Source organism: Methylobacterium sp. Leaf118 (assembly GCF_920984675.1).
GTDB lineage: Bacteria > Pseudomonadota > Alphaproteobacteria > Rhizobiales > Beijerinckiaceae > Methylobacterium.
The window spans coordinates 15,000-41,172 of sequence record NZ_CAKLBV010000044.1; the positions used below are offsets into that span (position 1 = coordinate 15,000).

26 protein-coding genes and 1 tRNA gene are annotated in these 26,173 nt (G+C 70.2%); 9 read left to right on the top strand and 18 right to left on the bottom strand.

Annotated features, from left to right (window positions below):
* The first annotated feature begins 91 nt into the window (after positions 1 to 91).
* From LW587_RS16990 to murD, 4 genes are all read left to right on the top strand, one after another.
* The gene (locus LW587_RS16990; RefSeq protein ID WP_232630779.1) at positions 92 to 1,555 is read left to right on the top strand and encodes a UDP-N-acetylmuramoyl-L-alanyl-D-glutamate--2,6-diaminopimelate ligase; all 1,464 of its coding nucleotides are present in this window, start codon (positions 92 to 94) and stop codon (positions 1,553 to 1,555) included.
* A complete protein-coding gene (locus LW587_RS16995) occupies positions 1,552 to 3,015 on the top strand; it encodes a UDP-N-acetylmuramoylalanyl-D-glutamyl-2,6-diaminopimelate--D-alanyl-D-alanine ligase (protein WP_232630780.1) in 1,464 nt (487 codons plus the stop codon). Before LW587_RS16990 ends, LW587_RS16995 begins: the two co-directional genes overlap by 4 nt.
* Before the next feature lie 102 nt (positions 3,016 to 3,117).
* Positions 3,118 to 4,200, top strand: a complete 1,083-nt coding sequence (gene mraY, locus LW587_RS17000; protein ID WP_232630781.1) for a phospho-N-acetylmuramoyl-pentapeptide-transferase — start codon at positions 3,118 to 3,120, stop codon at positions 4,198 to 4,200.
* Between the two features lie 144 nt (positions 4,201 to 4,344).
* On the top strand, positions 4,345 to 5,712 hold the full coding sequence (gene murD, locus LW587_RS17005; RefSeq protein ID WP_232630805.1) for a UDP-N-acetylmuramoyl-L-alanine--D-glutamate ligase: 1,368 nt from the start codon (positions 4,345 to 4,347) through the stop codon (positions 5,710 to 5,712).
* A gap of 85 nt (positions 5,713 to 5,797) precedes the next feature.
* On the opposite strand, the gene LW587_RS17010 is transcribed toward murD, so the two are convergent.
* The 12 genes from LW587_RS17010 to eno all read right to left on the bottom strand — a co-directional run bounded on the left by LW587_RS17010 (position 5,798) and on the right by eno (position 16,263).
* Positions 5,798 to 5,874 (bottom strand) — tRNA-His (locus tag LW587_RS17010).
* Between the two features lie 142 nt (positions 5,875 to 6,016).
* Entirely contained in the window at positions 6,017 to 6,661 is a 645-nt protein-coding gene (locus LW587_RS17015; protein ID WP_232630782.1) for a L,D-transpeptidase, read from the bottom strand.
* 80 nt (positions 6,662 to 6,741) lie between these two features.
* On the bottom strand, positions 6,742 to 6,981 hold the full coding sequence (locus LW587_RS17020) for a hypothetical protein (RefSeq protein ID WP_232630783.1): 240 nt from the start codon (positions 6,979 to 6,981) through the stop codon (positions 6,742 to 6,744).
* A gap of 743 nt (positions 6,982 to 7,724) precedes the next feature.
* Positions 7,725 to 9,164 (bottom strand): dihydrolipoyl dehydrogenase, encoded by a 1,440-nt coding sequence (lpdA, locus tag LW587_RS17025; protein WP_232630784.1) that lies wholly within the window; start codon positions 9,162 to 9,164, stop codon positions 7,725 to 7,727.
* 41 nt (positions 9,165 to 9,205) lie between these two features.
* The gene (locus tag LW587_RS17030) at positions 9,206 to 9,667 is read right to left on the bottom strand and encodes a hypothetical protein (protein WP_232630785.1); all 462 of its coding nucleotides are present in this window, start codon (positions 9,665 to 9,667) and stop codon (positions 9,206 to 9,208) included.
* A gap of 9 nt (positions 9,668 to 9,676) precedes the next feature.
* On the bottom strand, positions 9,677 to 11,077 hold the full coding sequence (locus LW587_RS17035) for a pyruvate dehydrogenase complex dihydrolipoamide acetyltransferase (protein WP_232630786.1): 1,401 nt from the start codon (positions 11,075 to 11,077) through the stop codon (positions 9,677 to 9,679).
* 3 nt (positions 11,078 to 11,080) lie between these two features.
* Positions 11,081 to 11,347, bottom strand: coding sequence for a hypothetical protein (locus LW587_RS17040; RefSeq protein ID WP_232630787.1), 267 nt, complete (start codon positions 11,345 to 11,347; stop codon positions 11,081 to 11,083).
* Positions 11,348 to 11,424: 77 nt separating this feature from the next.
* A complete protein-coding gene (locus tag LW587_RS17045) occupies positions 11,425 to 11,703 on the bottom strand; it encodes a DUF5076 domain-containing protein (RefSeq protein WP_232630788.1) in 279 nt (92 codons plus the stop codon).
* Positions 11,704 to 13,152, bottom strand: coding sequence for a pyruvate dehydrogenase complex E1 component subunit beta (locus LW587_RS17050; RefSeq protein ID WP_232630789.1), 1,449 nt, complete (start codon positions 13,150 to 13,152; stop codon positions 11,704 to 11,706).
* A 53-nt stretch (positions 13,153 to 13,205) separates the two neighbouring features.
* Complete coding sequence (gene pdhA, locus LW587_RS17055; RefSeq protein WP_442919161.1) at positions 13,206 to 14,255, bottom strand: pyruvate dehydrogenase (acetyl-transferring) E1 component subunit alpha; 1,050 nt, start codon at positions 14,253 to 14,255, stop codon at positions 13,206 to 13,208.
* A 198-nt stretch (positions 14,256 to 14,453) separates the two neighbouring features.
* Positions 14,454 to 14,765: an FtsB family cell division protein gene (locus LW587_RS17060; protein ID WP_232630790.1), complete on the bottom strand. Its 312-nt coding sequence runs from the start codon at positions 14,763 to 14,765 to the stop codon at positions 14,454 to 14,456.
* Between the two features lie 208 nt (positions 14,766 to 14,973).
* Positions 14,974 to 16,263, bottom strand: coding sequence for a phosphopyruvate hydratase (gene eno / locus LW587_RS17065; RefSeq protein ID WP_232630791.1), 1,290 nt, complete (start codon positions 16,261 to 16,263; stop codon positions 14,974 to 14,976).
* A 276-nt stretch (positions 16,264 to 16,539) separates the two neighbouring features.
* Here eno and queF point away from each other — a divergent pair, with 276 nt between their 5' ends.
* Positions 16,540 to 17,001, top strand: a complete 462-nt coding sequence (queF, locus tag LW587_RS17070; RefSeq protein WP_232630792.1) for a preQ(1) synthase — start codon at positions 16,540 to 16,542, stop codon at positions 16,999 to 17,001.
* A gap of 133 nt (positions 17,002 to 17,134) precedes the next feature.
* Here queF and LW587_RS17075 read toward each other — a convergent pair whose 3' ends face one another.
* The 4 genes from LW587_RS17075 to LW587_RS17090 form a co-directional block, all read right to left on the bottom strand.
* Positions 17,135 to 17,473: a hypothetical protein gene (locus LW587_RS17075; RefSeq protein ID WP_232630793.1), complete on the bottom strand. Its 339-nt coding sequence runs from the start codon at positions 17,471 to 17,473 to the stop codon at positions 17,135 to 17,137.
* A 204-nt stretch (positions 17,474 to 17,677) separates the two neighbouring features.
* The gene (gene kdsA, locus LW587_RS17080) at positions 17,678 to 18,523 is read right to left on the bottom strand and encodes a 3-deoxy-8-phosphooctulonate synthase (protein WP_232630794.1); all 846 of its coding nucleotides are present in this window, start codon (positions 18,521 to 18,523) and stop codon (positions 17,678 to 17,680) included.
* Positions 18,520 to 19,059, bottom strand: coding sequence for a hypothetical protein (locus LW587_RS17085; RefSeq protein WP_232630795.1), 540 nt, complete (start codon positions 19,057 to 19,059; stop codon positions 18,520 to 18,522). Before LW587_RS17085 ends, kdsA begins: the two co-directional genes overlap by 4 nt.
* A gap of 69 nt (positions 19,060 to 19,128) precedes the next feature.
* Positions 19,129 to 19,341 (bottom strand): hypothetical protein, encoded by a 213-nt coding sequence (locus LW587_RS17090; RefSeq protein WP_232630796.1) that lies wholly within the window; start codon positions 19,339 to 19,341, stop codon positions 19,129 to 19,131.
* 205 nt (positions 19,342 to 19,546) lie between these two features.
* On the opposite strand from LW587_RS17090, the gene LW587_RS17095 reads away from it, so the two are divergent.
* The 4 genes from LW587_RS17095 (at position 19,547) to putA (ending at position 25,114) form a co-directional block, all read left to right on the top strand.
* Positions 19,547 to 20,296, top strand: coding sequence for a cell wall hydrolase (locus tag LW587_RS17095; RefSeq protein WP_232630797.1), 750 nt, complete (start codon positions 19,547 to 19,549; stop codon positions 20,294 to 20,296).
* Between the two features lie 139 nt (positions 20,297 to 20,435).
* Positions 20,436 to 21,434, top strand: a complete 999-nt coding sequence (lipA, locus tag LW587_RS17100; RefSeq protein WP_232630798.1) for a lipoyl synthase — start codon at positions 20,436 to 20,438, stop codon at positions 21,432 to 21,434.
* Positions 21,435 to 21,440: 6 nt separating this feature from the next.
* The gene (locus LW587_RS17105) at positions 21,441 to 21,899 is read left to right on the top strand and encodes a type II toxin-antitoxin system RatA family toxin (protein ID WP_232630799.1); all 459 of its coding nucleotides are present in this window, start codon (positions 21,441 to 21,443) and stop codon (positions 21,897 to 21,899) included.
* 122 nt (positions 21,900 to 22,021) lie between these two features.
* Positions 22,022 to 25,114, top strand: coding sequence for a bifunctional proline dehydrogenase/L-glutamate gamma-semialdehyde dehydrogenase PutA (gene putA / locus LW587_RS17110; RefSeq protein WP_232630800.1), 3,093 nt, complete (start codon positions 22,022 to 22,024; stop codon positions 25,112 to 25,114).
* 68 nt (positions 25,115 to 25,182) lie between these two features.
* Here putA and LW587_RS17115 read toward each other — a convergent pair whose 3' ends face one another.
* A complete protein-coding gene (locus tag LW587_RS17115; protein WP_232630801.1) occupies positions 25,183 to 25,425 on the bottom strand; it encodes a DUF2188 domain-containing protein in 243 nt (80 codons plus the stop codon).
* Positions 25,426 to 25,555: 130 nt separating this feature from the next.
* Positions 25,556 to 25,798 (bottom strand): hypothetical protein, encoded by a 243-nt coding sequence (locus tag LW587_RS17120; RefSeq protein WP_232630802.1) that lies wholly within the window; start codon positions 25,796 to 25,798, stop codon positions 25,556 to 25,558.
* Between the last annotated feature and the right edge of the window lie 375 nt (positions 25,799 to 26,173).

A 26,173-nucleotide genomic window follows, 5' to 3' on the forward strand; every position in this document is an offset into this window, starting at 1 on the left:
TGACGGGCTCTGACCGGGCGGCAAGGCGACGGACCTGAGTCGGAATGCGGGCACGGGTCGGAGCGGCCATGCCGATGCGGAGCCTCTGAGCATGAACGCACCCACCCTCGGCCAGCTCTTCCCCGAAGCCGAAGCCGATGTCGCGGGCCGCCCCGTCGCGGGTCTCACCGCCGACAGCCGGAGGGTCGCGCCGGGCGGCGTCTTCGTCGCCGTCCCCGGCACCAAGGCCGACGGTCGGCTGTTCGCCGCCGCCGCCGCCGCCGCCGGAGCGGTGGCCGTCGTCGGCGAGGGCGGGCGCCCGAACGCGCTTCCCGCGGGCACCGCCTGGATCGCCGTTCCCGACGCGCGCCGGGCGCTGGCCCTCGCCGCCGCCCGCCTGTCGGGCCGCCAGCCCGAAATCGTGCTGGCCGTCACCGGAACCAGCGGCAAGAGCTCGGTCGCCGATTTCGTCCGCCAGATCCTCGCCCGCCTGGGGCGGGATGCGGCCAGCCTCGGCACGGTCGGGATCGTCACCAACCGGGGCGCCGCCTACGGCTCGCTGACCACCCCCGACCCCGTGACCCTGCACGAGACCCTGGCGCGGCTCGCCGCCGACGGCGTCACGGATCTCGCCATGGAGGCCTCGTCCCACGGCATCGAGCAGCGCCGCCTCGACGGCGTGGACCTCACCGCCGCCGCCTTCACCAATCTCGGGCGCGACCATCTCGACTACCATCCGACGGTCGAGGACTATCTCGAGGCGAAGCTGCGCCTGTTCACGACTTTGCTGCCCAAGGGGCGGCCCGCGATCGTCAACGCCGACGGCGCCTATGCCGAGCGCGTGGTCGGCGCCGCCGACGCCGCCGGCCACGCCATCCGCACCACCGGGCAGAACGGCGACTTCATCCGCCTGCTCGAGGCTCGCACCGAGGGGTTCTCCCAGGCCCTGACGCTGGCCCATGGCCGCGACACGCATGAGGTGCGGCTTCCCCTGGTCGGCGGCTTCCAGGTCGAGAACGCTCTGGTCGCCGCCGGCCTCGCCCTCTCGACGCCGACGGGCGAGGCCGACCCGGCCGGCGTCTTCGCCGCCCTCGAACACCTGACCGGCGTCCCCGGCCGGATGGAGCGGATCGGTGAGGCCAACGAAGGGCTCTGCCTCGTCGACTACGCCCACAAGCCGGAGGCCCTGGAACACGTGCTGACCGCGTTGCGTCCCTTCGCGAGCGGCCGGCTCGTCGTCGTGTTCGGATGCGGCGGCGACCGGGACCGGGGCAAGCGCCCGATCATGGGCGCCATCGCGGCTCGTTTGGCCGACCGGGTCGTCGTCACCGACGACAATCCCCGCACGGAAGAAGCCGCGGCCATCCGCGCCGCGATCCGCGCCGCCGCGCCGGGGGCGGAGGAGATCGGCGACCGGGCCGAGGCCATCCACGACGCGGTGCGACATCTGAGGCCCGGCGACGTGCTGGTGGTGGCCGGCAAGGGCCATGAAACCGGCCAGATCGTGGGGACAAACGTGTTCCCGTTCTCGGATCACGAGACCCTGCGCGCCGCGATCGCCGAGGTGAACGGATGACCGACGCCCCTCTCTGGACCCCGTCCGCCCTCGAAGCCGCCACCGGCGGACGCCTGCTCGGCGCGCCGCGCCCGATTGCCGGGGCCTCGATCGACACGCGCACCCTCGCGCCGGGCGACCTGTTCTTCGCGATCCGGGGCGAGGCGCGCGACGGCCACGACTTCGTGCGCACCGCTCTCGACAAGGGCGCGGGCGCCGCCGTGGTCGCGGCCTCCCGGGCGGACGAATTCTCCGATCTCGGCCCCGTCCTGGCGGTGCCGGAGACGACGGACGATCCCGTGCTGGAGGCGATGCGCCGGCTCGGCCTTGCCGCCCGCGCGCGGTCGCAGGCCGGCATCGTCGCGGTGACGGGCTCGGTCGGCAAGACCGGCACCAAGGAGGCCCTGCGTCACGTCCTGTCGGCGCAGGGACCGACCCACGCCTCCGTCGCCTCCTACAACAACCACTGGGGCGTGCCGCTGACACTCGCCCGCATGCCGCAGGGCGCCCGCTACGGCGTGTTCGAGATCGGCATGAACCACGCCGCCGAGATCCTGCCGCTGGCCGCCATGGTCGCGCCCGACGTCGCGCTGATCACCACCGTCGAGCCGGTGCATATCGAGCACTTCCCGTCCCTCTCGGCAATCGCCGACGCCAAGGGCGAGATCTTCTCCGGGCTGAAACCCGCGGGCGTGGCGGTGATCAACCGCGACAACCCGAACTTTTCGCGTCTGCTCGCCCATGCCCACGCCTCGCGGGCGGGCCGGGTCGTCACCTTCGGCGAGCACGCGGAGGCGGATGTCCGCGCCCACCGCATCCTCACCCGCCCCGACGTCTCGGTGGTCGACGCCACCGTGATGGGCGTGCCGGTCGCCTACCAGCTCGGCACCCCGGGTCGGCACGTGGCGATGAACTCGCTCGGCGTGCTGGCCGTGGTCCACGCCCTCGGGGCCGATCTCGCCCGCGCCGCCCTGTCGCTCGCCAGCCTCAAGCCGCCGGTCGGGCGCGGCGAGCGCACCGCCCTGCGGATCGCGGACGGCGAGGCCTTCCTGGTGGACGAGAGCTACAACGCCAATCCCGCCTCGATCCGGGCCGCGCTCGCGACGCTCGCGGGCATCGAGGTCGGGTCGAAGGGGCGCCGCATCGCCGTGCTCGGCGACATGAAGGAGCTCGGCGCGGCGGGCGAGAGCCTGCATCACGGCCTGGCCGAGGCGGTCGAGGCCCACGGCGTCGATCTCGTCTTCGCCGCCGGGCCGCTGATGCGCCACCTGTTCGAGGCGCTGCCGATGGCACGCCGGGGCGGGGCCGCGGCCACCGCCGCCGAGATCACCGATGCGGTCGTCGCCGTCCTGAGGCCGGGCGACGCCGTGATGGTCAAAGGCTCGAACTCCATGCGCATGGCCCGGATTGTCGAAGCGGTCAAAGCCCGCTACGCGCTGCCCCCGGGCCAGCGCGAAGCCTCGCTCGAGGCGGTTCGCTGACGCCTATTGAACACCGGACCGTTCGCGTCCGGCACCCTTGAGCCCGGTCGCGCCCCTCGGCACGGCCGAACTCGAAGACCACTGCCGCGGACGGACCCTCGGATGCTCTATCTGCTGTCGGAACTGAGCGGCACGCTCACGCCCCTCAACGTGTTCCGCTACATCACCTTCCGCACCGGCGGCGCGCTGTTCACGGCGGGCTTCTTCGTGTTCTGGTTCGGACCCTGGATCATCTCGCTCCTTCGCCTGCGCCAGGGCAAGGGCCAGCCGATCCGCGAGGACGGCCCGGCGACGCACCTGACCAAGCGCGGCACACCCACCATGGGCGGCCTGATGATCCTGGCCGGCGCCGTGGTCTCGGTTCTGCTCTGGACCAACCCGCGCAACCACTATGTCTGGGTGACCCTCGCCGTGACCCTCGGCTTCGGCGCGATCGGCTTCTACGACGACTATCTCAAGGTCACGAAGCAGTCCCACAAGGGCTTTTCCGGGCGCTTCCGTCTCCTGCTCGAATTCGCGATCGCGGGCGCGGCCTGCCTGTTGATCTCGGTCTATTCCCCGGCCTCGCTCCAGAATCAGCTCGCCTTCCCGGTCTTCAAGGACGCGCTGCTGAACCTCGGCTGGTTCTGGATTCCGTTCGCGGCCTTCGTGATCGTCGGCGCGGGCAACGCGGTCAACATCACCGACGGGCTCGACGGGCTCGCCATTGTCCCCGTGATGATCGCCTGCGGCACCTTCGGCGTGATCGCCTATCTCGTCGGCAATTCGTTCACCGCGGGCTACCTGCAGGTGAACTACGTGCGCGACACCGGTGAACTCGCCGTCGTCTGCGGCGCGGTGATCGGGGCAGGGCTTGGCTTCCTCTGGTTCAACGCGCCGCCCGCGCAGATCTTCATGGGCGATACCGGCTCCCTGGCACTCGGCGGATTGCTCGGCATCATCGCGGTGGCGGCCAAGCACGAGATCGTGCTCGCCATCGTCGGCGGCCTGTTCGTCCTCGAGATCATGTCGGTGATCATCCAGGTGCTGTCGTTCAAGTTCACCGGCAAGCGCGTCTTCCGCATGGCGCCGATCCACCACCATTTCGAGCAGAAGGGCTGGAAGGAGCCGCAGGTCGTGATCCGCTTCTGGATCATCGCCGTGATCCTGGCGCTCGTCGGGCTCGCCACGCTGAAGCTGCGCTGAGGCGCGATCGAACCCGGTCCGGGGTGCCACTCCGACCCTCGGCGTCCCTCCGCGGCGACGGGCCAAGGCCGCCGACGCGGCCCCCTTAGGCGGAGGGCGGGGACGGGCTATGGGGAGGTGTCCTCCCGCAACGTCGAGAATGCCATGACGCCCGCCACCACCTTCGCCGGCCAGAAGGTCGCCCTGTTCGGCCTGGGCGGCTCGGGGCTCGCCACCGTCCGCGCGCTGCTCGCCGGCGGGGCCGACGTGCTCGCCTGGGACGACAGCACGAGCAGCCGCGACCGGGCCCGGGAGCAGGGCGTCACGGTGTCGGATCTGCGCGACGCCGACTGGTCGGGCTTTTCCGCCCTGATTCTGGCCCCGGGCGTGCCGTTGACGCATCCCGAGCCGCACTGGACCGTCCCGCTCGCCAAAGGGGCCGGCGTCGAGATCATCGGCGATATCGAGATCTTCTGCCGGGAACGCGCGGCGCTGGCTCCCAAAGCGCCGTTCGTCGCGATCACCGGCACCAACGGCAAATCGACCACGACGGCCTTGACCGCCCACGTCCTGCGGGAGGCCGGCCGCGACGTGCAGATGGGCGGCAATATCGGCACCGCGATCCTCTCGCTGGCCCCGCCCTCCGACAGCCGCGTCCACGTCGTCGAGCTCTCGACCTTCCAGATCGATCTGACCCCCTCGCTCAAGCCCGGCATCGGCGTTCTGCTCAACCTGACGCCGGATCATCTCGACCGCCACGGCAGCATGGAGAACTACGCCGCCATCAAGGAGCGCGTGATCCAGGGCGCCGGCCTCGCCGTGGTCGGGGTGGACGATCCCCACTGCGCGGCCATCGCCGGACGGCGCGGGGCCCCGCGGGTGCGGATCCATGTCGAGGGCCACGGCGGGGAGGCCGGCGACCTGATCGTCCGGGACGCCCGGATCCTCGATGAAGAGGGGACCTGCCTCGCCGACCTGTCCGGCATCGGTTCGCTCCGCGGCGCCCATAACGGGCAGAACGCGGCGGTCGCCGTCGCCGTGGCCCGCGCCCTCGGGATCGCGGGCGACACCCTCGCCGCGGCCCTGCGGAGCTTTCCGGGCCTTGCCCATCGCATGGAAGGGCTCGGGCGTCGGGGGCGCGCGCTGTTCGTCAACGATTCCAAGGCGACCAACGCCGATTCGACCGAGAAGGCGCTTCTCGCCTTCCGCGACATCCACTGGATCGTTGGCGGCAAGGCCAAGGAGGGCGGGATCGCGCCGCTGGCGTCGTTGTTCGACCGCGTCGCCCACGCCTACCTGATCGGCGCGTCGAGCGACACCTTCGCCGCGACGCTGGAGGGGAGGGTGCCCTTCACCCGTTGCGGCACCCTGGAGGCCGCGACCGAGGCGGCGGCGACGGCGGCGGCCGCATCCCCGGCCCCAGAGCCGGTCGTCCTGCTGTCGCCGGCTTGCGCCTCCTACGACCAGTTCCCGAACTTCGAGGTGCGGGGCGACCGCTTCCGCGCCCTGGTCAAGGCACTGCCCGAGATCTGACGCGGGCCTCGCGCCGTAGCGCGGACCCGAAACGAAGAAGGGGTCGGCCTGAAGGCCAACCCCTTGCTTCATCGAACGAATATGATGGTACCACCGGCCCGGCTCGAACGGGCGACCCCTAGATCCACAATCTAGTGCTCTAACCAACTGAGCTACGGCGGCACGTGAGGGGGACTTATCCTGTGGCTCGCGCCATTTCAAGCGTCTCGAACGCATCGTTCGTGGATTGCGCCGCCGCCGTCCGGATGGGCTTCGGGCGCCGCCCGCTCCCCCATCCGGGGGCGCTGCCCGGACCGCGGCAGCCTCAGTAAAGGTCGCCGGACCGGCCGGCCGGCGGAGCGTCGTAGAGGTCGCCGAACGGGTCGCCGAACGGGTCGCGGACCCGGCGGCGGGACGTTGCACCGTAGACCTCGTCCGAGGCGTCGCCGCGCGAGCGCACGGCCACGACGGCGTCGCCGCGCCATCCGCCGCTTCGGACGGCTGCGGGCGGCCGGTGGACGTCGGCCACCGCGGGCTCGGCCACGCTACCCTCGATCACCACGCGGGTGTTGGCCATCTTCTGCTGCTTCACGAGGGCGAACAGGGTCGCGGCATGGCGCTGCGAGAGCCGCACGCAGCCATGGGAGGCCGCGCTGCCGAGGCGGCGCGTGTGCGTGGTGCCGTGAATGGCGTGGCCGGTCTGGGTGAAGAAGATCGCGTGGGGCATCGGCGCATTGTCCCATTCCCGCGAGAAATGGGAGGCCTCCATCCGGAAGGGCCGGTAGCCGCCGCTGGGCGTGTCGTAGGACGCGATCCCGGTCGAGACCGGCCAGACGTGACGGGTCTCCCCGTCCACCGCGACGGTCATGCGCTGGGCGTCCTTGTCGACGCTGATGAGCAGCTCCGCACGCGCCGCCGAAGCAGAGAACAGGGCAAGGCCGGCGAGGCACAGGATCACACGCGGACGCATCCGGGACACTCCAACGGGTCGAGACGGAGGATTAGATGCACCGTCAAAGCCGCGCTTCAATGGCGGCAGAACGGAATGGCTCACCACCGGAGCGCGGCGTCGCGCACGTAACCGCGCGAGATCAGCCGGCTGTTCTCCCGAGCCCGGCGTTCCGCCTCCATCAGGTCGGCGAGGGCATCGGTGATGGCGCAGCGCAGGGCGATGCCGGCATCGCCCTCGGTGGCGTTCAGATAGGCCTGGGCGATCTCCTCGACCGGGCAGGAGACGGGCGCATCCGCCGAACGGCGAGGCTCGCGCGGCTGGCGCAGGGGCTCGGGCATGGTCTCTCTCCGACTCGATATGAGAACGAAGATAGAACACTCCAGGACGGTTAACGAGACCTTACCGCGATCCGTCAGGCCTGTGGACGACGCCCGAACAACGCTCGTCAGGGAGCCGACCGACCGTCGAGGGGATCGAAGTACGCGTCGGCCCGACTGGGCGCGCCGGCGATTCCGGGGCCGGCGGGTGCGCCGCCCCCGCCGCTTCCGCCGAGGTCAGCGGGGCCCGGCCGCAGGTCGAGAACGCCGCTTCGGGCCGCGAGCGCGGGGAGCGAACCGCCGACCGCCCCGACGATACCTCCACCGAGACTGAGCCCGCCGGGATTCACGCGGCCGCCGGTGGTGAGGGTCTCATCGGCAAAGCGCGGGCCGGAGGCGGAGGAGCCGCCGCCGAGGCTGAGACCACCCGAGGGGCGAGGCCGAGCGGGGCGGGCGCGACCGGGATGGAGGGGGGAGCGGGCAAGGCCGGAACGGGTGGCGGCGGCGGGGCCTCGGCCGGCTGCGCGAGCGCCGCACCTCCGGCGAGCCCGAGCCAGACCACACCGCCGAAGACGTTCCGGAAGATCGCTCTCATGATCGCTCGGCCCTCTCGACGCCTCTGCCGGAGGGGCCAACGTCGCGGGCGGGCGGTGGTTCAGGGCGGCGAAGTTGGTGCGGCCGTAGCCGCACCGTGCAGAGTCCCGCCTCCGTCCTTCGCGGCCTCACGGGGGGCTGCGAGGGACGGGAGCGGTGCGGTCGAAGCCTCAGGTGTGGATCACGCGGCCATACGCGTCGAGCACGCTCTCGTGCATCATCTCGGACAGGGTCGGGTGCGGGAAGACCGTGTGCATCAGCTCCTCCTCGGTCGTCTCCAGCGTCATCGCCACGACGTAGCCCTGGATCAGCTCGGTCACCTCGGCCCCGACCATGTGGGCGCCGAGGAGCTGGCCGGTCTTGGCGTCGAAGATCGTCTTGATCAAGCCGTCCGGCTCGCCGAGCGCGATCGCCTTGCCGTTGCCGGCGAAGGGGAAGCGGCCGACCTTGACCTGGAAGCCGAGATCCTTGGCCTTCGCCTCGGTGAGGCCGACGCTGGCGATCTGCGGGTGGCAATAGGTGCAGCCCGGGATCTTGCCCTTGTCCATCGGATGGGTGTGCAGCCCCTTGATGGTCTCGATGCAGATGACGCCCTCGTGCTCGGCCTTGTGGGCGAGCATCGGTGGGCCGGCGACGTCACCGATGGCGTAGACGCCGGGCACGTTGGTGCGGCCGAGCCCGTCGGTGACCACGATCCCGCGCTCGATTTTCACCCCGAGCGTCTCGAGGCCGAGATTCTCAATGTTGCCGACGACGCCGACGGCCGAGATCAGCTTGTCGGCGGTCAGCTGCTGCGACTTGCCCTTGTCGTCCTCGACGGTGGCGGTGACGGAGTTGGCGCCCTTCTCGACCTTCGTGACCTTGGCCCCGGTGAGGATCTTGATGCCCTGCTTCTCGAAGCGCTTGCGGGCGAGGCCGGCGATCTCGGCATCTTCCACCGGCAGGATCTGCGGCAGGAGCTCGATCACCGTCACGTCGACGCCCATGGTGCGGTAGAACGAGGCGAACTCGATGCCGATGGCACCCGAGCCCATCACCAGCAGGCTCTTGGGCATCGCCTCCGGCACCATGGCCTCGTAATAGGTCCAGATCAGCTTCTTGTCCGGCTCGATCCCGGGCAGCACCCGCGGGCGGGCGCCGGTCGCGACGATGATGTGCTTGGCCTGGTAGCGGCCCGCGCCCTTGGCGCCCTTCGGGGCTTCCGCGCGCTTGGTCTCCTTCACGGCGACCGTGCCGGGGGTGTTGCCTTTCGGCGCGACCTCGATCGTGCCTTCGCCCCAGATCACGTCGACCTTGTTCTTCTTCAGGAGCATGCCGACGCCGCCATTGAGCCGGCCCGAGACGCCGCGGGAGCGCTTGACGATGGCGGATGCATCGAAGCTGACGTTATCGGCCTTCAGCCCATAATCGGCGGCGTGCTGCATGTAGTGGTAGATCTCGGCCGAGCGCAGCAGGGCCTTGGTCGGGATGCAGCCCCAGTTGAGGCAGATGCCGCCCAGATGCTCGCGGTCGACCACCGCGGTCTTGAAGCCGAGCTGTGCCGCGCGGATCGCGGTGACGTAGCCCCCGGGCCCGGCGCCGATGATGAGAACGTCGTAGGTTTCCGCCATGATCCGCTCCGTCTGACCGGGCGCCACGGCGCCCATTCGTCTCAAATGACGCCGGCCCGTTTGCGCAGGTCGGCCAGGGTGGTGCGCTCCGGCGGCAGCACGAAGGGCACCTCGGTTTTGCGGCTGAGGCCGAACCCGTCGCCGTCAACCCTCTCGAGGCTCAGGGTCGCGAGCGTCGCGCCCGGCCCGCTGGGCATCCCGCCGCGCGGTCCATCGGCGTGCGGCGCGTCGGTTTCCTCGAAGGTCCAAGTCTCGCGCAGCACGACGGGATGGCCCGGAAACCGCAGGGCGACCGACCCGTCGGCCGCCCTGTCGCTGACGGGGAGCGCGATGCGCGCCGCCGTGCCGCGCCGCGTTTTGCCGACGAAAACCGCCTCCGCCTCGTCAACCTTCGCCGCCCGATCCCGCGCCGGACTGCTTACGGACAGACGTCCGTGCGCGGCGCCGGCCAACCCGCGGCGGCGAATGGCCGCCGCGGACGCCTGTGCGGGATCGATCGGCATGGCCGGGTGCTAGACCAGCATCCCCATAGGATTCTCGATCAGTCCCTTGAAGGCCGAGATCAGCTCGGCGCCGAGCGCGCCATCGAGGACGCGGTGGTCGCAGGAGAGGGTGCAGGTCATGGCCTGGACCACCGCCGGAGCGCCGTCCTTGACGACGACGCGCTTCTCGCCGGCGCCGACCGCCAGGATGGTCGATTGCGGCGGGTTGATCACCGCGGTGAAGTGCTTGATGCCGAACATGCCGAGGTTCGACACCGAGGTGACGCCGCCCTGGTACTCCTCGGGCTTCAGCTTCTTGGCGCGGGCGCGCGCCGCGAAGTCCTTCATCTCGCCGGAGATCGCCGAGAGCGTCTTCTGGTCGGCCTTGCGGATGACCGGGGTGAACAGGCCGCCGTCGATGGCCACCGCCACGCCGACCTCGGCATGCTTGAAGCGCAGGATGCGGTCCTCGGCCCACACGGCGTTGGCGGTCGGCACGCGGGTCAGCGCCACGCCCATCGCCTTGATGACGAAGTCGTTGACCGAGAGCTTGAACAGCGGCTTGCCGTCCTTGTCCTTGCCGGACGAGGCGTTCAGCGTCTCGCGCAGCTTCATCAGGGCGTCGAGTTCGCAATCGACCGTCAGGTAAAAGTGCGGGGCGACCTGCATCGCCTCGGTGAGGCGCTTGGCGATGGTCTTGCGCATGCCGTCGAGCGGCACTTCCTCGTAGGCGCCCTTCTCGTAGAAGCCCTTGACCTGCTCCAGGGTGAGCCCGGCCGGTGCGCCGCCCGAAGCCGGCTTCGGGGCGGGTGCCGCCGGCTTGGGCGCCTCGGCGGCCTTCGCGGGCGCGGCCCCGACCTTGGCGGTGCCGCCCTCGATCGCCGACTGCACGTCCTTGGCGACGACGCGGCCGCGCGGTCCGGAGCCCTTCACCGCGGTAATGTCGACGCCGCCCTGCTTGGCGATGCGGCGGGCCAAGGGCGAGGAGAACACGCGGCCGCCGGCCTCGGCCGGATGGGCGACCCCGCCGGGCTTGGCGCCCTCGGGCGCCGTGTCGACGCGGGCGTAGGAGGCGTGGCCGCCACCGGGAGCGGCGTTCTCGTCCGGCGTGCCCTTCGGCTCGACCGGCGCGGTCTTCGCGCTCTCGGCCGCGCCGCCCGCGCGCGCCTGGATGCTGCCCGGATCCTCGCCTTCCCCGGCAATCAGCGCGATCAGCTCGTTGACCGGCACGTCCGCCGTGCCCTCGGCCACGAGGATCTTGGCCAGCACGCCTTCATCGACCGCCTCGACCTCCATGGTGGCCTTGTCGGTCTCGATCTCGGCGATCACGTCGCCGGATTTGATCGCGTCGCCCTCCTTCTTGAGCCACTTGGCGAGGTTGCCCTTCTCCATGGTCGGCGAGAGGGCGGGCATCAGGACGTTGATCGGCATGTCTCAAGCCTCGGGCGCAGGGGCGGGCGGATCGAAGGGGAAGCGGGTATCGCGCCGGACCGGCAGCGCGGGGAAACGGGAAGCGGCGACGGTCCCGCCACGCGCCACGGTGTCGGTCAGACGAAACCGACCGGCCGTGACGGCGACGAGGTCGGGCGCATCGCCGCGGTCGAGCCGGGTGGTTGCCGGGACAAGGCCCTGGCGGATCCGGTCCGGCGGCAACGCCATCCTGTTACCCGGTTCCAAGCGTAGAGCAGCCAGGCCGATCATCACGCCGTCCCTTGGGACGGCGAGGCCGGACGGTGAGGCTGTGCGTCGGGGCCTGTCATGGCGTCGCCGTGCCGTCGCTAGTTGAGGGTGTTGCCGGATTCGAAGCCCTCGGCCTCCCAGCCGGCGCGGATGCGCTCGAAGGCTTCTTTCTCGGACGTGTCGGTTTCCAGCGCGTAGGCGCGGGCGGCCTGCCGCGCGAGGTCGACCAGGAGCCGGCCCCAGGTCGCGGGATCGTCGAAGGCCCGGCGCAGGGCCACGCTCACCGCGCCATCGACGATGGAAGCTCTCACGATCTCGATCCCGCCCTGGTCCAGGGCGTCGGGCGGGATCTCGAGTTCTTCGAACTTTTCCGGCATTTACTTGTAGCAGACGGCCTTGGCGGCCTCGACGACCTCGTTGACGTTCGGCAGCGCCAGCTTCTCGAGATTGGCGGCGTAGGGCATCGGAACGTCCTTGCCGGTCACCCGCAGCACCGGGGCGTCGAGGTAATCGAAGGCGTCGACCATCAGGCGGGCGGCGATCTCGGCGCCGACGCCGGATTGCGGGAACCCTTCCTCGACGGTCACGCAGCGGCCGGTCTTCTTGACCGATTCGACGATCGTTTCGGAATCCATCGGACGGATCGTGCGCAGATCGATGACTTCGGCCTCGATCCCCTGTTCGGCCAGCACCTGGGCGGCCTTGAGGGCGTAGGTCATGCCGATCGCGAAGGAGACGATCGTCACGTCGGTGCCGGGGCGGTGGATGCGCGCCTTGCCGATCGGCAGGACGAAGTCGTCGATCTTCGGGACCGGGAAGGACTGACCGTAGAGGATCTCGTTCTCGAGGAAGATGATCGGGTTCGGATCGCGAATGGCGGCCTTGAGCAGGCCCTTGGCGTCGGAGGCCGTGTAGGGCGCGATCACCTTGAGGCCGGGGACGTTCGAGTACCAGGCGGCGTAATCGTGGCTGTGCTGGGCGCCGACACGGGCCGCCGCGCCGTTGGGACCGCGGAACACGATCGGGCAGCCGAGCTGACCGCCGGACATGTAGAGGGTCTTGGCCGCGGAATTGATGATGTGGTCGATCGCCTGCATGGCGAAGTTGAAAGTCATGAACTCGACGATGGGCTTGAGGCCCATGTAGGCGGCGCCGACGCCGATGCCGGCGAAGCCGTGCTCGGTGATCGGAGTGTCGACCACGCGACGGGCGCCGAATTCCTGCAGCAGGCCCTGGGTGATCTTGTAGGCGCCCTGGTACTCGGCGACTTCCTCGCCCATCACGAGGACCTTGTCGTCCCGGCGCATCTCCTCGGCCATGGCATCGCGCAGGGCCTCGCGGACGGTCTGCGTCTCCATCGGCGAATTGGCCGGGAACTCCTCCATCACCGGAGCGGGGGCCTTGTTGGTGATGACGGCCGGCGCGGCGGGCGCCCGGGCCGCATCGTCGCCGCTTTTCGAGGCGGCGGAGGAGGTCTTCGCCATGCCCTCGGCGTCCATGTCCGGCGTCGGCGCCGGGACGCCGCTGTCCGCGCCGTTGGGCTTGGACTTGCCACCGCCCGCGGCCGCCGCAGCGACATCCTCGCCCTCGGCGGCGATGATGGCGATCGGGGTGTTGACCGCCACGTTCTCGGTGCCGTCCGGCACGAGGATCTTGGCGAGGATGCCCTCGTCGATCGCCTCGACCTCCATGGTCGCCTTATCGGTCTCGATCTCGGCGAGGACGTCGCCGGATTTCACCGCGTCGCCCTCCTTCTTGAGCCACTTGGCGAGCTTTCCTTCCTCCATGGTCGGAGAAAGGGCGGGCATCAGAATGTCGGTCGCCATTGCGCTGCTCTATCGATCCTACGGCCGAAACGGAGAGACGGGGGTCAAGCGCCTCAGGCGCGGGCTTCCAGGAGGATGTCGGTCCAGAGCTCGGACGGATCGGGCTCGGGATCGTGGGTCGCGAAGTCGGCGGCCTCGTTGACGATCTCGCGGACCTTGGCGTCGGTGCCCTTCAGGTCGGCTTCCGGCACGCCATGCGCTTCGATCAGGCGCTTGCGCACCATCTCGATCGGATCGTGCTCGTCGCGCATCTTCGAGACTTCGTCCTTGGTCCGGTACTTGGCCGGATCGGACATCGAGTGGCCACGATAGCGGTAGGTCTGCATCTCTAGGATGTAGGGACCCTCGCCGGAGCGGGCATGCTGGATGGCGCGCGCGGCGGCCTCGCGAACGGTGCGCACATCCATGCCGTCAACTTGCTCGCCGGGAATGCCGAAGGAGAGACCGCGCTTCGAAAAGTCGGTCTGCGCCGAGGCCCGAGCGACCGACGTGCCCATGGCGTAGCGATTGTTCTCGATCACGTAGACGACCGGCAGCTTCCAAAGGGCCGCCATGTTGAAGCTCTCGTAGACCTGGCCCTGATTGGCGGCGCCGTCACCCATATAGGTGAAGCTGACCTTGCCGTTCTGCAGGTAGGCATCGGCGAAAGCGAGGCCGGTACCGAGGGAGACCTGAGCGCCAACGATGCCATGGCCGCCGAAAAACTGCTTCTCGCGGCTGAACATGTGCATCGAGCCGCCCTTGCCGCGGGAGTAGCCTCCGCGGCGCCCGGTCAGCTCGGCCATGACGCCCTTGGCGTCCATGCCACAGGCCAGCATGTGGCCGTGATCGCGGTAGCCGGTGATGTTCTGGTCGCCGTCTTCACCGGCCATCTGCATACCGACGACGACTGCTTCCTGGCCGATGTAAAGATGACAGAAGCCGCCGATAAGGCCCATGCCGTAGAGCTGGCCAGCCTTCTCCTCGAAGCGTCGAATAAGAAGCATCTCCCGATACGCGTGGAGATCTTCTTCCTTCGTGAACTGAGGAATATTGGGAGCGGGCTGATGCTTCGGAGCGTCCTCGCCCAAGGCGGGCTGGCCCGCTTCTTTGTCAGCAACCACCGGCGACCTCCCGAGTTCGATCCGTTGGTCGGGGTTCTAGGCCAGCCCTTTTCGGAAAGCGAGTGCGGAACTGACACCGGGAGAGGGCTGTCACCGCAACGCTTGGTTCCCATCCGACTAACCAAGGACAGGGGCGCAAGCGTTGCCGTTCGACCAGTCGAAGCCGATCGTCAAATCAGGAAACGCCGCGTCGGCCGCTCAGGGATCGATGATGACGAGGTCGTTGGCGTGGACCCGGCCGAGGACGACCCGGGCGCGCTCCTCGAGGAGGTCGCGGTCGATCTGCTCGCTGCGCAGGAGGGACACCCGGTGCTCCCAGACCGCCCGCTCGGCCTTCGCGGCGTTGAGCTCGCGAGTCAGGCCGTGGGCCTCGATCTTGAGGGCCCGCTTGGCCGTCAGGCCGCGGCTCCCGCTCTCGGCTTGATGCACGAAATAGCCCACGACGAGAGCCGACACCGTCCAGAGGACGGCGGGAACGACGATGGCGCGGACGCGGCGGCGGATGACCATGGGGCCGGAGCTTGCCGCGACAGGGTGAAGAAAGGGTTGATTCCGTGGGCCTCGGGACCGGCCGAAACCCACGAGCCCGCCGCGTCGGGCGCGGCGGGCTCGTGGGTCCTGTCGTTTCGGGCCAAAACGCGGAGGCCGGTGCGTCGCGAAAATTGCGCATCGCCTCCTGGATCGGTGATCCGGGAGGCGACGTCCGCGGAGAGCGGTCTCAGCGCCCAGCGAGCTGCCGGATCGCGCTGCGTCCGGCGTAGAGCGCCTGGGCGCCCAGGCCTTCCTCGATGCGGATGAGCTGGTTGTACTTGGCCAGTCTGTCCGAGCGGGCGAGCGAGCCGGTCTTGATCTGCCCGCAATTCGTCGCAACGGCGAGATCGGCGATGGTCGAATCCTCGGTCTCGCCGGAGCGGTGCGACATCACCGCGGTGTAGCCGGCGCGCTGGGCCATATCGACGGCCGCCAGCGTCTCGGTGAGTGAGCCGATCTGATTGACCTTCACCAGAATCGAGTTGGCGGTACCGGATTCGATGCCGCGGGACAGGCGCTCGACATTGGTGACGAACAGGTCGTCGCCGACAAGCTGGACCCGGTGGCCGATCCGCTCGGTCAGGAGCTTCCAGCCCTCCCAGTCATCCTCGGACATGCCGTCCTCGATCGAGAGGATCGGGTAGGCCTCGGTCAGCCGGGCGAGGTAATCGACCTGCGCCTCGATCGAGCGGGTCTGGCCTTCACCCTCGTAATGGTAGGCGCCGTCCTTGAAGAACTCGGTCGCCGCGCAGTCGAGGGCCAGAACCACGTCGCTGCCGGGCTTGAAGCCCGCGGCCTGGATCGATTCCATCACGAAGTCGAGGGCGGCCTCGGCCGAGGGCAGGTTCGGGGCGAAGCCGCCCTCGTCGCCGACATTGGTGTTGTGGCCGGCCTTCTTGAGCGCGCTCTTGAGGGTGTGGAAGATCTCGGCGCCGATCCGGACCGCGTCCGAGAGGGAGGCGGCGCCGACCGGCATCACCATGAATTCCTGGAAGTCGATCGGGTTGTCAGCATGCGCCCCGCCGTTGACGATGTTCATCATCGGCACCGGCAGAACCCGGCCCTGCACGCCACCGACATAGCGGTAGAGCGGCAGGCCGGCGGTCTCGGCCGCGGCCTTTGCGACCGCAAGCGAGACGCCGAGAATCGCGTTGGCGCCCAGCCGCGCCTTGTTCGGGGTGCCGTCGAGGGCGATCATCGCCTCGTCGACCGCGACCTGATCCTCCGCATCCATGCCGCCGATGGCGTCGAGGATCTCGGTCTGGACCGCCTCGACCGCCTTGAGCACGCCCTTGCCGGAATAGCGCCCCTTATCGCCGTCCCGCAGCTCGACGGCCTCGTGCGCGCCGGTCGAGGCGCCCGAGGGGACCGCGGCGCGGCCGAAGGAGCCGTCCTCCAGGAGAACATCGACCTCGACGGTGGGATTGCCCCGGCTGTCGAGGATCTCGCGTGCGGCGATATTGGTGATCGCGGTCATGAGCGCTCCTTGAAAGTGCGCGGCGGGGGACGTCTTCGCGCAGGCCCGACGGCCCTCGCATCCGCCACGCTCTCCGAATCGGGCTTATCCGCCAACGCAACGGCAGGGGCAAGCGTCGAAACCCCGTTTGCCGTGCACCGGCAGGCACGCCTTCGCGAGCCCGTCGGCGAGCCCGTCGGCGATCGGGTCGGGTTCGGATCCGCCATCGCCTCCCGGTCGATCCGCCACGCGGCGGGGAGTAGGCGTGGCGATCGTCGGCATCGTATAGCGCCCTCTATGGACAGCATCGAGACCCACGCCCAGCAACTCGGCCGCCAGACGGCGCTGCCCGCCTCGCCCGAGGCGGCGCAGCTCGATCGGGTGCCGAACCCCCATGCCGACACCGATTATCTCGCGCGCTTCACCGCGCCGGAATTCACCTCGCTCTGCCCGGTGACCGGCCAGCCGGATTTCGCGACCCTGGTGATCGATTACGTGCCGGATCAATGGCTCGTCGAATCGAAGTCGCTCAAGCTTTATCTCGGCTCGTTCCGCAACCACGGCGCTTTCCACGAGGATTGCACCGTCGGCATCGGCCGGCGGCTCCAGGGGCTGCTCGCGCCCCGCTGGCTGCGGATCGGCGGCTATTGGTATCCGCGCGGCGGAATCCCGATCGACGTGTTCTGGCAGACCGGCGCGCCGCCGGCCGGGCTCTGGCTGCCGGATCAGGGCGTGGCGCCCTATCGCGGCCGCGGTTGAGACACGCCGGATCGGCGCACGAAAAAGGGCGCCCGGTTGCCCGGACGCCCTTTCGTTTCACGGTGAGGACCACGCCCCGCCTTCTCGCTTCCTTACGCTGGCCGCGACGGGCCGGCGGAGGTTCGTGACGGGCTTAGTAGCCGCCGTATCCACCATAGCCGTAGGCCGGGCGGCCATAACCGTAGGCGGGACGGCCGTAGCCGTAAGAGCGGTCACGGTAGTAGGCATCGCGCGCCGCGCCCGCGGCGATGGCACCGGCCGCGAGACCCGCGATCCCGAGACCCACGGCCGCGCCCGAGTTGATGCCGCCGCGGCGGCGACCACCGTAATAGGCGCGCTGGCCATACCCGCCGCCATGGTAGTGGCCGTGATGGTGGCCATAGCCGCGGCCATAGGGACGGGCTTCCGCGGAGGTCGTGGCGAGCGTTCCGACCGAGATCAGCGCTGCGGTGAGGAGGGCGAGCTTACGCATGGAATCCTTTCCGATCCGAATCGATACGACGACGGATTAACGGGGGAACGTCCAGCTTGGCCGAAGGTTCCCGCCTGCGTCCGGGGCTCCGAGGATCGTCTTCGAAGCCGTTTCGCGTATCTTTGATCGGAGTGGTACCAAGCCTTCTCTGAACCTGACCTGAAGCGCGCGAATCGGCTCCCGGCTCTCACACGGCCGACATCTTCAGCCCTGCTTGGCCAGCCGATCATAGGCCATCAACTGTTCGATCAGCCGCGGCATGTCGGCGAGGGCGACCATGTTCGGCCCGTCCGAGGGAGCCCGGTCGGGATCCGGATGGGTCTCGATGAACAGCCCGGCCACCCCGACCGCGACCGCGGCGCGGGCGAGTACGGCCACGAATTCCCGCTGCCCGCCGGAGGTCGCGCCCTGGCCGCCGGGCTGCTGCACCGAGTGGGTCGCGTCGAACACCACCGGCGCGCCGCCGGTGACCTGGGCCATGATCGGCAGAGCCCGCATGTCGGAGACGAGAGTGTTGTAGCCGAAGGACGCGCCGCGCTCTGTGACGATGACGTTCGGATTGCCGGCCGCCGTGACCTTGGCGGCGACGTGCTTCATGTCCCAGGGCGCGAGGAACTGCCCCTTCTTGACGTTGACGGCCCGTCCGGTCCGCGCGGCGGCGAGGAGCAGGTCGGTCTGACGGCAGAGAAAGGCCGGGATCTGGAGGATGTCCACCGCCGCCGCGGCGCGGGCGCATTGCTCGGGCTCGTGCACGTCGGTGAGCACGGGCAGGCCGAGGCGGGTGCGGATCTCGTCGAAGACCGGCAGCGCCTCGTCCAAGCCGACGCCGCGGGCGGTGGACCCGGAGGTGCGGTTCGCCTTGTCGAAGGAGGCCTTGAACACGAGGCCGAGGCCGAGGCGTCCAGTCATCTCTTTCAGAGCCGTGGCGACTTCGAGGGCGTGCGCACGACTCTCGAGCTGGCAGGGCCCGGCGATCAGGGTGAAGGGACGGTTGTTGGCGAAGGCGACGTCGCCCACGCGGACGACGATGGAGGGGAGGGTCTCGCTCATGCCCCCGGCTCTAGCCCGGCCCTGCGGCGTGGGAAAGGCCGGCCTGCTTGCGCGGGTGCCGTGCGCGCGGAGCGGTCGGCGGCGACCCGGCACAGGGTGCCGGCGCCGAACCCGTCCGGACGGTCGCCGGGATCGCAGCGCAGGACCGCGCCGCCGACGCGCCCGAGTTGGGGCAAGCCCGTGAGAAGGCTGTCCTGGTGGAGCTGGCGCGCCAGAGCCTCGACCGGATCCTCTGGGGCTCCGGTGAGCACCCGCGCGGTGAGCCCGATCAGCACGAAGTAGCTGCCCTGCGGCTCGCGCACCGGCGCGTGGAACAGCAGCCGGGGAGGGCGGGCGCAGTCGAGACTGAACCGCTCCGCATCGGCGGCCCGGAACACGACGCGCGGGCCGATTCGACCGACCAGGGAGGCGCCGGTCCCGCGGATCAGGCGTATGGTGAGACCGTCGCAGGACTCCGCTCGCGCCGGAGCCGCCAAGGCCAAAGCCAGGGCCAGAGGAAGTGCAACGAGGGAGACGGCGAACGCACGCACGGACATCGCCTGCCTCATTCAAGGGCGTGCCCGACGGGCGACACGTCACCCCCTCGCCGTCGCCCGCGACGGTCGTTACCGCGAGGCGGAAGGCTGGTCGAGGGCCTCGTTGGCGCCGGGATGGCGGCGGGTCGAGTAGTACAGGCCGATCGCGTTCCAGAAGGCGTCCCGCTGCTCGGTGGTGAAGCGCTGGAGGGCGGTTTCGAGGGAGGCCCGGCCGGCCGCGGCCGCCGCCTCGCGCACGCGCTCGTCGAACGCCCCCATCGGTTCCGTGACGGCATCCGACATGGGAAGTCCTCCGCTTTTCCCGCTGCAACCTGTCTCAACGCCCCGGCAGGCATTCCGTTCAGAATGGCCCCGTGTGCGAAAGGACACACCGATCCGGATTCGAAGCCGAGGCTTAACCGTCCCTTTGCACCTTCATGACAAATGGCTCAGCTTGAGTGGCGAAACGTCGTCGTCCCCAGCCGTCAGCCCAGCGCGAGTAGCCTGAATGCGAAACGACCGGAACCGCCGCATCGCCTGCCTGGCCGCGCTCGCCATCGCCGGCTCGGGCCTCGGAGGCTGCAACCTCTTCCGGCCGCAGGGCGAGCTGACCACCGGCTCGATCGCGCCGAACGCTAAGGTCGTGCAGGCGCCGAGCGCCGCCGACAAGGAATGCCTCGCCCGGGCGATGTACTTCGAATCGAACCGCTCCGACGAGGAAGGTCTGCTCGCCGTCGGCACCGTGGTGATGAACCGCCTCGACGCCCCGGCCTATCCGGGCCGCATCTGCGAGGTGGTCGGGCAGAAGCGGCAATTCGCCAATGGCGTGCTGACGAAGCCGGTACGCGATCAGGATCGTCCGCGCCTGGAGAAGGTCGCCGACCTGATCCTCTCGGGCCAGCGCCACGAGGGGGTGGGCCAGGCGCTGCATTTCCACACGGCCGGCTACAGCTTCCCCTACAAGAACATGCATTACGTCGTCGCGGCCGGCGGCAACGTCTTCTACGAGAAGAGCGACCGCGAGGGTTACCTGCCGGCGCACCGTCCCCAGGCCGTGGTGCAGGTCGCCTCCGGTCGCCTGATGCCGCTTCAGGTCGCCGCAGCGCAATCGGGCATGATCGGTCTGCCCCTGACCGGCCGCGTTCAGCCGACGCTGACCGCCGAATACACGGCCCCCACCGCGCCCGAGCTGCGTCTGCCCGGTCCCGCCCGCTACGCCTCGGTTCCCGGCCGAGCGACCTCGGACAAGGTCCGCTGAGCCCGACCGCCCGGCAAGGCGCAGTTACGCATCGGGAGAGTTGTCGCCCAGCCGGTTTGCGGGCGGCGGTGGGAGGGCTTAAGTCGAACCCGGCGCCCGGGCCGTCCGCCGGGTTCACGGACGGTCCCCCGACAACACCATGGCCGTGGTTCTCGACCTCCTGAACAACGATTCCCGGCCCAAGCTGGCTGCGCGTCCGCGCCACCCCGAAAAGGCGCATCGGCCGGACACGGCGATCCAGCGCAAGCCGGACTGGATCCGCGTCAAGGCACCGGGCTCGAAGCTCTGGGCCGAGACCAAGGACATCGTCCGCGCCAACGGCCTCGTCACCGTCTGCGAAGAGGCGGGCTGCCCCAATATCGGTGAGTGCTGGGAAAAGCGGCACGCCACCTTCATGATCATGGGCGACACCTGCACCCGCGCCTGCGCGTTCTGCAACGTGCGCACGGGCCTGCCGGAAGCCCTCGATGCCGCCGAGCCGCAGAAGGTCGCGGACGCCGTGGCCAAGCTCGGCCTGCACCACGTCGTCGTCACCTCCGTCGATCGCGACGACCTGAAGGACGGGGGCGCCGAGCATTTTTCGCGGACGATCGCGGCGATCCGGCAGGCGAGCCCCGGAACCACCATCGAGATCCTGACGCCCGATTTCCTGCGCAAGCCCGGTGCGCTCGAGATCGTCGTCGCGGCCCGGCCCGACGTGTTCAACCACAACCTCGAAACCGTGCCCGGCAAGTACGTCACGGTTCGGCCCGGGGCGCGCTACTACCACTCCGTGCGGCTGCTCCAGCGAGTGAAGGAACTCGACCCGACGATCTTCACCAAGTCCGGGATCATGGTCGGTCTCGGTGAGGAGCGGAACGAGGTCGTGCAGCTCATGGACGATCTCCGCTCGGCCGATGTCGACTTCCTGACCATCGGGCAGTATCTCCAGCCCACCCGCAAGCATCACGAGGTCGTGCGCTTCGTTCCTCCGGACGAATTCAAGGCCTACGAAACCACGGCCTATTCCAAGGGTTTTCTGCTCGTGTCGGCGACGCCGCTGACGCGCTCCTCCCACCACGCGGGCGAGGACTTCGCCCGGTTGAAGGCAGCCCGCCTCGCCAAGCTCGGGCCGGTTCCGCTCGCGGCCAACGCCTGAGCCGCCATGCCCTCCTTCCGCATCACGAGGAACGTGCGCCATACGGCCACGCAGATGTACGACCTCGTGGCCGATATCGAGCGCTACCCCGAATTCCTGCCGCTGTGCGAATCGCTGCGCGTTCTGCGCGACACCGATGGGCCGGACGGCACGTTGGTGCGGGTGGCCGAGATGGGGGTCGGCTACAAGGCGATCCGCGAGCGGTTCACCACACGGGTGAGCCTCGACCCGCCGAACCGCCGAATCACCGCGGAATACATCGACGGCCCGTTTCGCCATCTCGAGAACCGCTGGAATTTCCGGGACGACGGCAAGGGCGGCTGCGAGGTCGACTTCTTCATCACCTACGAGTTCAAGAGCCGGACGCTGGGCCTGCTGATGGGCACGATGTTCGACCGCGCCTTCCGCAAATTCACCGATGCCTTCGAGGGTCGGGCCCGGGCGATCTACGGCGCGCCCGCCTGAGGCGCCACCCCCCTCCCTTGGGGCCGTAGGGGGCATACGAAGCGTGGCACTCGGCCTGCTTCCTGCCTGTGGGCGTCCGATTGCGGCCGGGTGGTCCGGCCGCCGACGAGACGGCTTCACCGATGGAATTTGTGTCGACCCCGCGTTTCCAGGCGGCCTACGCTCCGGATGACGGGGCGCTCGCCGCCGCGCTCCGGCGCGAGGCGGCGTTGCCGATCGAGGCCGAAGCGGCGGTCGACGCGCTGGCGACCGACCTGGTCGCGGCGATCCGCGGGGGCGGGGGCCACGGCGCGGTCGAGACCCTGCTGCGCGAATACGCGCTCACCACCCGCGAGGGGCTGGCGCTCATGAGCCTCGCGGAAGCGCTGCTGCGCGTCCCCGACGCAGCCACCGCCGACCGCCTCATTGCCGACAAGCTGCGGGAGGGCGATTTCGCCCACCATGAGGTCCGCACGGATGCCGGCCTCGCCCATGCCGCCGCCTGGGCCCTCGGCCTCGGCGCGCGTCTCGTCGCCACCGGCGACACGCCGGAGGCGACCCTGACCGGCATGGTCCGTCGACTCGGTCGCCCGGCGGTACGGGTGGCGGCCCACCGGGCCATGCGGATCATGGGCGGGCAATTCGTGCTCGCCGAGGAGATCGGCACGGCCCTGCGCCGGGCGAAGGCGCGACCGGACGAGCGCTACTCCTTCGACATGCTGGGGGAGGGGGCCCGCACCGCGGCGGATGCGGACGGCTACCGCCAGGCCTATGCCGAGGCGATCGCGCGGATCGGCGGTGCGGCGGGCGCGGCGGCGATGCCCGCCCGGCCCGGCATCTCCGTGAAGCTCTCCGCGCTGCATCCCCGCTTCGAGCCCCTCCAGGCCGAACGGGTGATGGCCGAACTGGTACCGGTGGTGATCGAGCTCGCCGGTGCCGCCCGCGCCCACGACCTCGCCTTCACGATCGATGCCGAGGAAGCGGAGCGGCTGGAACTGTCGCTCGCGGTGTTCGGGGCGGTCATGGCCGATCCGTCGCTCGCAGGCTGGGACGGGCTCGGCCTCGCGGTGCAGGCCTATGCCAAGCGCTGCCTGCCCGTCATCGACCACGTCGCGGCCCTCGCGGCGTATCACCGGCGGCGGCTGACGGTTCGCCTCGTGAAGGGCGCCTACTGGGACGGCGAGGTCAAACTCGCCCAGGTCCATGGCCTGCCCGACTACCCGGTCTATACCCGCAAGGCGATGACGGAGCTGAGCTACCTCGCCGCCGTCCGGCGCCTGCTGGCCCATCGGCCGCTGCTCTACCCGCAATTTGCCACCCATAACGCCCTCACCGTGGCGAGCGTGCTGGCGCTGGCCGGCCGCCTCGACGGCAGCAAGGGCGAGGCGGGATTCGAGTTCCAGCGCCTCCACGGCATGGGCGAGGCGCTCTACGCCCGCCTCTCCGAGCGCGCGCCGGGCATCGGCCAACGGGTCTACGCCCCCGTCGGCGGTCACCGCGAACTCCTCGCCTATCTGGTGCGGCGTCTGCTCGAAAACGGTGCGAATGCCTCCTTCGTCGCCCGCGCCGCCGATCCGGCGGTGCCGGTGGCCCGTCTGCTCGCGCGGCCGCCGGCGTTGATCGAGACCTCGGCCCAGGCCCGGCATCCGAAGATTCCGCTGCCACGGGACCTGTTCGGTCCCGAGCGGCGCAACAGCCCCGGCTTCGCCTTCGGTGACGCTTCGACCCTGCGCAGCCTCGTGTCGGGTATCGCCGCCGCGGCGGGCGCGGCCAACGGCGCGCCGATCCTCGACGGGCAGGAGCGTCCGGGGCCTCGGCGCTCGATCCGGAGTCCCATTGATGGCGCGCATCTCGGGGACGTGGCAGAGGCCGACGCTGCGGTCGCCGCCGCAGCGATGGAGGCCGCCGCCCGGGGCTTTCCGGCCTGGACGCAGACGCCCGCGGGAACGCGTGCCGCTGCCCTGGAGCGGGCCGCCGACGCCGTCGAGGCCGACCGCGACCGGTTCCTGCATCTGCTTCAGGTCGAGGCCGGCAAGACCCTCGACGACGCCGTCTCCGAATGGCGCGAGGCCATCGACTTCCTGCGCTACTACGCGGTGGAGGGGCGCCGCCTCTTCTCCGAGGCGGTGGCGTTGCCGGGTCCGGCGGGCGAGGCCAACACCTTGAGCCTCGCCGGGCGGGGCGTGTTCGCGGCAGTCTCGCCCTGGAACTTCCCCCTCGCGATCTTCACCGGACAGATCGCCGCCGCGCTGATGGCGGGCAACACCGTCGTCGCCAAACCCGCTCCGCAGACGCCGCTGGTGGCCGCTCACGCCGTCCGGTTGATGCACAAGGCCGGCATCCCGGGGGGCGCCCTCCACCTCCTTCCGGGCGGCCCCGAGGTCGGGGCGGCGCTCGTCGCGCATCCGGCGCTGGCCGGTGTCGTCTTCACCGGATCGACCGCGACGGCGCGGGCGTTCAACCGGGCGCTCGCCGCGCGCGAGGGCGCGATCCTGCCGCTGATCGCCGAGACCGGCGGCATCAACGCCATGGTCGTCGACGCGACCGCCCTGCCGGAGCAGGTCGCCGACGATGTCGTCGTCTCCGCCTTTCGCTCCACCGGTCAGCGCTGCTCGGCCTTGCGCCTGCTTCTGGTGCAGGAGGACGTGGCGGATCGGATGCTGTCGGTGATCGTCGGAGCCGCCCGCGAGTTGCGGATCGGCGACCCGCGCGACCTCGCCACCGATCTGGGGCCGGTGATCGACGCGCCCGCCAAGGCGCGCCTCGACGCCCATATCGCCCGCATGACGCGCGAGGCCCGCACGCTCTGGGCCGGCGCCGCGCCGGCCGGCCTGTTCGTGGCGCCGCACGTCTTCGAGATCGGCCGGGCGGCCGACCTGACCGAAGAGGTGTTCGGACCGATCCTCCACGTTGTCCGCTTCCCGGCCGACGGACTCGACCGGGCGCTCGCCGAGATCCGGGCCGGGGGCTACGGACTGACGCTGGGCATCCACTCCCGCATCGACAGCATGGCGGCGCGGGTCACCGCCGCCCTGCCGCATGGCAACGTCTACGTGAATCGCACCATGATCGGGGCCGTGGTGGGGAGCCAGCCGTTCGGCGGCACCGGCCTGTCGGGCACCGGCCCGAAGGCCGGCGGCCCGCACTACCTCGCCCGCTTCGCCACCGAACGCACGCTCATCGTCAATACCGCGGCGGCGGGCGGCAGCGTCGGTCTGATCACGCTGGAGGGGTGAGACGGGGTCCCGGCTTCCACTCGAAACGGGGAGGCCGGTTCACGCAAACACCCTGGTGCGAGGGGGGCCTAATCCTCCGCCACCTTCGCCACGGGACGGTCGCTGCCCTGCGCGGTCTCGTCGTGCCACTGGCCGCGCCCGTCCTGGTAGCGGATGCCCTCGGTCGAGCCCGGGACCTGCTGCTCGGCCGCCGCGGCCTGCGCCGCCTCCAGCGCCGCCTGGCGCGACGGGAAAGGCTCGGAGAACACGTCGCCGACCTTGTAGGCGAAGCCGCCGTCGTGCTCGACGATGTGGTAGGTGACCTCGGTCATCGATCGTGTCCCGCTCGCTGTCGGCGACGTCGAAACGGCGCCGATCATGGATGGTCGCCCCGAATCTGCATCGGCGACGGTCTGGGACGCGAACCGATGGACGTGCCCGTGGTTCCGCCGCCGTGACCGGTCAGTGCCGGGTCGGCGCTCGCGCCGGCAGCTGCGCCACCGCGGCCCGGCAGCCGGCGATGAGCGAGCCGCGCACGTCGTCCGGATCGAAGCCCGGGCCGTCGGGGAAGGCGAGCAGGTGGGCGTCCGCCGCGCCTTCCGGGTGGATGCGGGCGAGCCAGCCCTCCGGAGTCCGCTCGAATCGGACCTCGTACTGGATCCCGTCGTGCTCGAAGCTGTGAGGAGCCAAACTCTGGGATGCCATGCGCTCTGCTCGTTCCGTCCCGCGGCGGCGCCGCGGCCTGTCGCCATGTGGGAGGTCGCCCTATGCTCGCGGAAGTGCCCGAGACCGAAAAATCGCGAGACACGATGCCGACCTTCGCTCGTCTCCTCGCCCTGACGGTCGCCCTCGCGGCGTCCCCAGGCTTCGCCCAGGGCGTCCCGCCGAATCCGTTCGCGTCGAACTATCCCTCGGCCCCGCCCTCGGTCGCCGAGCGGGCCGGGCAGGCCCGCGCCACCCAGGCCCGGCGGCGCGCCCCGCCGCGCGGGGCGGGGCAGGGGTTGATCCCGCCCGCGTCGATTCCGGGGCGATAGAACCCGGGCCGATCACCCCTGCGCGACTGGACCGACCAGCTTGTCC